The sequence below is a fragment of the Streptomyces sp. NPDC048411 genome, from assembly GCF_040704695.1.
Lineage (GTDB): Bacteria > Actinomycetota > Actinomycetes > Streptomycetales > Streptomycetaceae > Streptomyces.
The window spans coordinates 53116-59472 of sequence record NZ_JBEZKL010000040.1; the positions used below are offsets into that span (position 1 = coordinate 53116).

Below are 6357 nucleotides of genomic sequence, written 5' to 3' on the forward strand. Positions count from 1 at the left end.
CGACGACGTTTCGACAAGCTCAGCGGTCCCAGGGCGCGCGACCGCACCGCTAGAACACGTATGACAATCGTCGTACGGCAGCAGCACGACAAACGTACGAAGAAGTGCCGCAGATCTCCCCCGGGCCCCGCCCGGGAGTGCCCCTCTCGCAGGGAACGAGGAGGACCGACGTAATGGGCGAGCAAGGCAAGCACATCGTGCACGATCACCGACCGACGACCCGGGCAGGTGGGCGGCGATGAGTTCACTGCTGCTTCTGACCAACGCTCTTCAGCCGTCGACGGAGGTGCTTCCCGCCCTCGGCCTCCTGCTGCACAGCGTGCGGGTGGCCCCCGCCGAGGGGCCCGCTCTCGTCGACACGCCGGGGGCCGACGTCGTCCTCGTCGACGGCCGCCGCGACCTGCCGCAGGTGCGGTCGCTGTGCCAGCTGCTGCGGTCCACCGGACCTGGCTGTCCGCTGATACTCGTCGTGACGGAGGGCGGTCTCGCAGCCGTCACCGCCGACTGGGGCATCGACGACGTGCTGCTGGACACCGCGGGACCGGCCGAGGTCGAGGCCCGGCTGCGGCTGGCCACCGGCCGGCAGCAGCTCACTTCCGGCGACTCCCCGATGGAGATCCGCAGCGGTGATCTCTCGGTCGACGAGGCGACCTACAGCGCAAAACTGAAGGGCCGGGTCCTCGACCTGACCTTCAAGGAATTCGAACTGCTCAAGTACCTCGCACAGCACCCGGGCCGCGTCTTCACCCGTGCCCAGCTGCTGCAGGAGGTCTGGGGCTACGACTACTTCGGCGGTACCCGGACGGTCGATGTCCATGTCCGGCGGCTGCGCGCCAAGCTCGGCCCCGAGCACGAGTCACTGATCGGCACGGTCCGCAACGTCGGCTACCGCTTCGTCGCACCGGAGAAGGCGGAGCGCGCCGCCGAGGGGGCGAAGTCCCAGGCGGCGAAGGCGGCCGCCGAACCATCCACCCGTTCGGAGCAGCCGTCCGTGGCCGAGGTCGTGGAAGATGCCCCGGTCCGCCCTGCCGGCAGGTAGGTCCATCCGCGTAGACTGCCGCGCGTGGCCAAGGTGACGCGGGACGATGTGGCGAGACTGGCGGGGACGTCGACCGCGGTCGTCAGCTACGTCATCAACAACGGACCCCGGCCGGTTGCCCCGGCCACGCGCGAGCGGGTACTCGCCGCGATCAAGAACCTGGGCTACCGGCCCGATCGTGTCGCCCAGGCGATGGCCTCGCGGCGGACCGACCTCATAGGGATGATCGTTCCGGACGCCCGCCAGCCCTTCTTCGCGGAAATGGCGCACGCGGTCGAACAGGCTGCCGCCGAGCGCGGAAAAATGGTTCTCGTCGGCAACTCCGACTACCGCGACGAGCGCGAGGTCCATTATCTCCGCGCCTTCCTCGGTATGCGGGTCTCCGGACTGATCCTGGTCAGCCAGGGCCCCAGCGAGCGGGCCGCGGCCGAGGTGGAGGCATGGGACGCCCGGGTCGTGCTGCTGCACGAGCGGCCCGAGGCGATCGACGACGTCGCGGTCGTCACCGACGACATCGGCGGCGCTCAGCTCGCCACCCGGCACCTCCTCGAACACGGCAACGCGTACGTGGCGTGCCTCGGCGGCATGGAGTCCACCCCGGCGGTCGGCGACCCGGTCGCGGACCACGTCGAGGGCTGGCGACGGGCGATGCACGAGTCGGGGCGCTCCACGGAGGGGCGCCTCTTCCAGGCCCCGTACAACCGCTACGACGCCTACCGGGTGGCGCTCGGACTGCTCGCCGGTCCGGACCGGCCCCCGGCGATCTTCTGCTCGACGGACGACCAGGCCTTCGGGGTGCTCCGGGCCGCGCGCGAACTGCGGATCGATGTGCCCGGGGAGCTCGCGGTGGCGGGCTTCGACGACGTGAAGGAAGCGGGGCTGACCGATCCGCCGCTGACGACGGTCTTCTCTGACCGCCCGGCCATGGCCCGGGCCGCGGTGGACCTGGTGCTCGACGACTCCCTGCGGGTCTCGGGCTCGCGACGGGAGCGGCTGAAGCAGTTCCCGTCGGCGCTGGTGGTGCGGCGCTCGTGCGGGTGCGGGGAGCCGACGGCCCAGGGCCGGTAGACGGGACACTTCCCCGGCCCGGGGCGCTCGCCTTCCGCCCACCCGCAGGACGTTCCCGGTGGCTCTTATATGGGGCATACACGGTTCTGTCGGGCTTCTCAGGACACACTCAGGGTTCTCTCATGTTCGCTGGACACAGTCGTAGACATGACTGAGAGCCACCGCCCGAGCGGCGAATACCCGACGCACCCCTCGTACGGCAACGGCGACGCGGCCTACCCGCCGCCGCCCTCGTACCGGCCGGCGGAGCCGATCGCCGCGGACCCCGGGACGACCGTGTGGCCCGGCAGCGGCGGCGCCGACGGTCACAGTGGCGGCGGTGACGACGGCTACGGCGACTTCCACGGGCTGCCGCAACCCGCACCCCAGCCGCCCGCGCGCGGCAGGCGCCGGGTCGGACGGCCGGTCGCTCTCCTGACGGCCGTGGCCGTCGCGGCGGCGGTCGTCGGTGGTGCCACCGCCACCGTCATCGGTCAGTTCACCGACTCCGGTTCCAGCGGCAGTGGCGGCAGCAGTGCGGTCAGCGGCACGACCGTCTCGCAGAGCAGCGCAGGCACCGTCGCCGGAGTGGCACAGGCGGTGTCGCCGACGATCGTCGAGATCAGCGCGAGCTCGAACGCGGGCCAGTCCACCGGGTCCGGCGTGATCATCACCTCCGACGGCGAGATCGTCACCAACAACCATGTCATCGCGGGCGCCTCGACGATCAAGGTGACGCTCAGCACCGGCAGGACGTACACCGCGAGGGTGGTCGGCACGGACGCCGACAAGGACCTCGCGCTCATCAAGCTGGAGGGGGCGCGCGGGCTGAAGACGGCCACGCTCGGCGACTCCTCCTCGCTCAAGGTCGGTGACCAGGTCGTCGCGATCGGCTCGCCCGAGGGCCTCAGCGGCACCGTCACCAGCGGCATCGTCTCCGCCCTGGATCGCGATGTCACCGTCGCCAAGGACAGCGACAGCGGTCAGGGACAGCAGGGCGGGGGCCGCAGCGTCTGGCCGTTCGAATTCGGCGGGCAGCAGTTCAACGGCGACACCGGCAACTCCACCACCACCTACAAGGCCATCCAGACCGACGCCTCGCTCAACCCCGGCAACTCCGGTGGTGCGCTCATCAATATGAACGGCGAGATCATCGGTATCAACTCCGCGATGTACTCCGCGAGTTCGTCCGACGGGTCGAACAGCTCCGGCGCGGGCAGCGTCGGCCTCGGCTTCGCCATCCCGGTGAACACGCTCAAGGCCGACCTGGACACCCTGCGGTCCGGCAACAGCTCCTGAGGAGATCAGCCATGAACCACCCTTCCGACACCCCCACCGGCCCGGCCGCCCTCGCGCTGCCACTGACGCTCGCGACGGAGTTCGCCGCCGTGGCGCGGCGCTCGCCGGAGGTCCGTGCGACCACCCGCACCACCGGCCGGAAACGCCGCGCCGCCCGCCGCAGTGCGACAGTCGTGCGAGGCTGAGAAGACAGCACGACGACAGCAGAGAGAAAAGGACGACGAGCAATGAGCCCCGCCGAAGACGATCCGCAACGCATCCTGATCGTCGACGACGAGCCCGCCGTGCGCGAGGCTCTGCAGCGCAGTCTCGCGTTCGAGGGGTATGACACCGAGGTCGCCGTCGACGGTCTCGACGCCCTCGCCAGGGCGGAGTCGTACGCCCCCGATCTGATCGTGCTCGACATCCAGATGCCGCGGATGGACGGTCTGACCGCCGCCCGCCGCCTCCGTGCCACCGGCACCACCACGCCCATCCTGATGCTCACCGCCCGCGACACCGTCGGCGACCGCGTCACCGGACTCGACGCCGGGGCCGACGACTATCTGGTCAAGCCCTTCGAACTGGACGAGCTCTTCGCCCGCATCCGGGCCCTGCTGCGCCGCAGCTCGTACGCGGCCGCGACGGGCGGCGACGTCCCCGACGACAATGTGCTGTCCTTCGCCGATCTGCGGATGGACCTCGCCACCCGCGAGGTCACCCGGGGTTCGCGCCGCGTCGAGCTGACCCGTACCGAGTTCACCCTGCTGGAGATGTTCCTGGCCCACCCGCGCCAGGTACTGACCCGCGAACAGATCCTGAAGGCGGTCTGGGGCTTCGACTTCGAACCGAGCTCCAACTCCCTGGACGTGTACGTGATGTACCTGCGCCGCAAGACGGAAGCGGGCGGCGAACCGCGGCTCGTGCACACGGTGCGGGGCGTGGGGTACGCGCTGCGGGCCGGCGGGGGCGACGCGTGACAGGCCTCGTGCGGCGGTTCCGTGCCCTGCCGCTGCGCTCCCGGCTGGCGATGCTGGTCGCGACCGCGGTGGCGGTCGCGGTGGCCGCAGTGGCTCTGGCCTGCTGGCTGACCACGCGGGACCGGCTGATCGAGCAGCTCGACAGCAGTCTGCGGCAGGTCACTGTCGACCGGCAGATCGTCGAGGATCTCAACGCAGCCTGCCTGCAGGGGCTGCCGCTGAACAACAACCCCGGGCCGGAGATCCCCTACACCATCCAGGTGGTGACACCGACAAGCACGAAGCCGTGCACCTGGCCGGGCAAGTCCGCGATTCCGGTGCAGTCCGCCGACCGGGCCGTCGCAGCCGGGGAGCAGCGGGACGCGGTGCACACCACCAGGGCGAAGGACGGCGTCAGGATGCGCGTCTACACCTCGCAGGTCCACATCGGCCCGCTGGTCCGGCCTGGCCTCGCCGTCTCGGTGGCGTTGCCGATGGAGCAGGTCACCGTCCCCCTCAACCAGCTCGCCGTCGTCCTCCTCATCGTCTCCGGCATCGGCGTCATCGGCGCAGGCGCCGCCGGTCTCTGGGTCGCCCGCACCGGCCTGCGCCCCGTCGACGAGCTCACCGACGCCGTCGAGCATGTCGCCCGCACCGAGGACCTCTCGCTCCGCATCCCCGTCGAGGGCGAGGACGAGATCGCCCGGCTGTCCCGCTCCTTCAACTCGATGACCGCCTCCCTCGCCACGTCCCGGGACCGGCAGGCGCAGCTGATCGCGGACGCCGGCCACGAGCTGCGGACCCCGCTGACGTCCCTGCGCACCAACATCGAACTCCTCGCCCGCAGCGACGAGACGGGCCGGCCCATCCCGGCCGACGACCGCAAGGCGCTGATGAAATCGGTGACCGCGCAGATGACGGAGCTGGCGTCGCTCATCGGCGACCTCCAGGAACTGGCCCGCCCGGACGCGGCCCAGCCCGGCCCGCTCCAGGTCATCGGCCTGCACGACATCGCCTCCGCCGCGCTGGAGCGGGCACGGCTCCGCGGCCCCGAGCTGACCATCACCGCGGACCTCGAACCGTGGTACGTCAGGGCCGAGCCGGCAGCGCTGGAGCGAGCGGTCGTCAATGTCCTCGACAACGCGGTGAAGTTCAGCCCGCAGCACGGCACGGTCGCCGTGGCCCTGCGCGGCGGCGAGCTGACCGTGGTGGACCAGGGTCCCGGCATCCCGGCCGAGGAGCTCCCGTACGTCTTCGAACGCTTCTGGCGCTCCCCCTCCGCCCGCCAGCTGCCGGGCTCGGGGCTGGGCCTGTCGATCGTGGCGCGCACGGTCCGGCAGGCGGGCGGCGAGGTCGCGCTGCACCCGTCGCCGGGCGGCGGCACGGCGGCCTCGATCCGCCTGCCGGGCGCACCGCAGCCGCCACCGGAGAGCTGAGCCGTCCCCGGCATCCGGTCAGGCCCCGGGGTTGTCGAGGGCCGGTGACGTGGCCTGGCGTACGGCGGCCACCGTGCTCGCCTCCAGTGCCGCGACACCGGCTTGGCTCTTCGGCCCCAGCCCGTGGCGTGCGGCGACCCATGAGGCGTCGTTGCAGGTCAGCCAGGTGACCCCGGTGGCGTCCTGCCAGGCCAGCGCCTTCGTCGGAAGGTCGATGCCGGCGGTCTGCTGGTCCTGCATCAGGTGCGTGCCGCCCTCGGGCTTGCCGAAGATGAGCAGTTCGGTGGGACGGAGTTCCAGCCCGGCACGGGCGGCGTGGTCCGCATGGTCGACCCGCGCGAACACATGGAAGCCCGCTGCGGTGATCGCGTCCTGAAGCCGGTCGATCGTCTCGCGGACAGGCCTGTTGCTGGCCACGGTGACCAGGCCTTTGTCTGCATCCTCAGTCATTCTTGCGACCATAGGCGAGACTTTTTCGGATCCCCCGATGACACCAGGGCGGTGGGCCATCCGGCCCACCCCCCCCCCCCCGCACCCCCCGAAGGGGCCCAGCGGGGGCCCACGGCTAGGGAGAGGGGGGGGGTGGGGGAAAAGGTTG

Annotated in this window: 7 protein-coding genes; 6 read left to right on the forward strand and 1 reads right to left on the reverse strand. The window is 71.1% G+C overall.

Translation table 11 applies throughout. From position 1 onward, the window contains the following. Positions 1-238: 238 nt before the first annotated feature. The 6 genes from AB0915_RS16845 to AB0915_RS16870 all read left to right on the forward strand — a co-directional run bounded on the left by AB0915_RS16845 (position 239) and on the right by AB0915_RS16870 (position 5759). On the forward strand, positions 239-1039 hold the full coding sequence (locus tag AB0915_RS16845; RefSeq protein WP_366691812.1) for a response regulator transcription factor: 801 nt from the start codon (positions 239-241) through the stop codon (positions 1037-1039). A 24-nt stretch (positions 1040-1063) separates the two neighbouring features. Continuing rightward, positions 1064-2107 carry a LacI family DNA-binding transcriptional regulator gene (locus tag AB0915_RS16850; protein ID WP_366691813.1) on the forward strand — a complete coding sequence of 348 codons (1044 nt, stop codon included), beginning with the start codon at positions 1064-1066 and terminating at the stop codon, positions 2105-2107. 147 nt (positions 2108-2254) lie between these two features. Next, on the forward strand, positions 2255-3385 hold the full coding sequence (locus AB0915_RS16855) for a trypsin-like peptidase domain-containing protein (RefSeq protein ID WP_366691814.1): 1131 nt from the start codon (positions 2255-2257) through the stop codon (positions 3383-3385). Positions 3386-3396: 11 nt separating this feature from the next. Beyond that, positions 3397-3570, forward strand: coding sequence for a hypothetical protein (locus AB0915_RS16860; protein ID WP_366691815.1), 174 nt, complete (start codon positions 3397-3399; stop codon positions 3568-3570). A 42-nt stretch (positions 3571-3612) separates the two neighbouring features. Beyond that, on the forward strand, positions 3613-4344 hold the full coding sequence (locus AB0915_RS16865) for a response regulator transcription factor (RefSeq protein ID WP_366691816.1): 732 nt from the start codon (positions 3613-3615) through the stop codon (positions 4342-4344). 50 nt (positions 4345-4394) lie between these two features. Next, positions 4395-5759 (forward strand): HAMP domain-containing sensor histidine kinase, encoded by a 1365-nt coding sequence (locus AB0915_RS16870; RefSeq protein ID WP_366691819.1) that lies wholly within the window; start codon positions 4395-4397, stop codon positions 5757-5759. A gap of 18 nt (positions 5760-5777) precedes the next feature. On the opposite strand, the gene AB0915_RS16875 is transcribed toward AB0915_RS16870, so the two are convergent. Next, complete coding sequence (locus tag AB0915_RS16875) at positions 5778-6209, reverse strand: DUF302 domain-containing protein (RefSeq protein ID WP_366691817.1); 432 nt, start codon at positions 6207-6209, stop codon at positions 5778-5780. Positions 6210-6357: the final 148 nt, after the last annotated feature.

Coding starts and splice junctions, on each gene's coding strand:
- AB0915_RS16870 (WP_366691819.1), top strand. CDS start 4,395: ATGCTGGTCGCGACCGCGGTGGCGGTCGCGGTGGCCGCAGTGGCTCTG.
- AB0915_RS16875 (WP_366691817.1), bottom strand. CDS start 6,209: ATGACTGAGGATGCAGACAAAGGCCTGGTCACCGTGGCCAGCAACAGG.
- AB0915_RS16855 (WP_366691814.1), top strand. CDS start 2,255: ATGACTGAGAGCCACCGCCCGAGCGGCGAATACCCGACGCACCCCTCG.
- AB0915_RS16845 (WP_366691812.1), top strand. CDS start 239: ATGAGTTCACTGCTGCTTCTGACCAACGCTCTTCAGCCGTCGACGGAG.
- AB0915_RS16860 (WP_366691815.1), top strand. CDS start 3,397: ATGAACCACCCTTCCGACACCCCCACCGGCCCGGCCGCCCTCGCGCTG.
- AB0915_RS16865 (WP_366691816.1), top strand. CDS start 3,613: ATGAGCCCCGCCGAAGACGATCCGCAACGCATCCTGATCGTCGACGAC.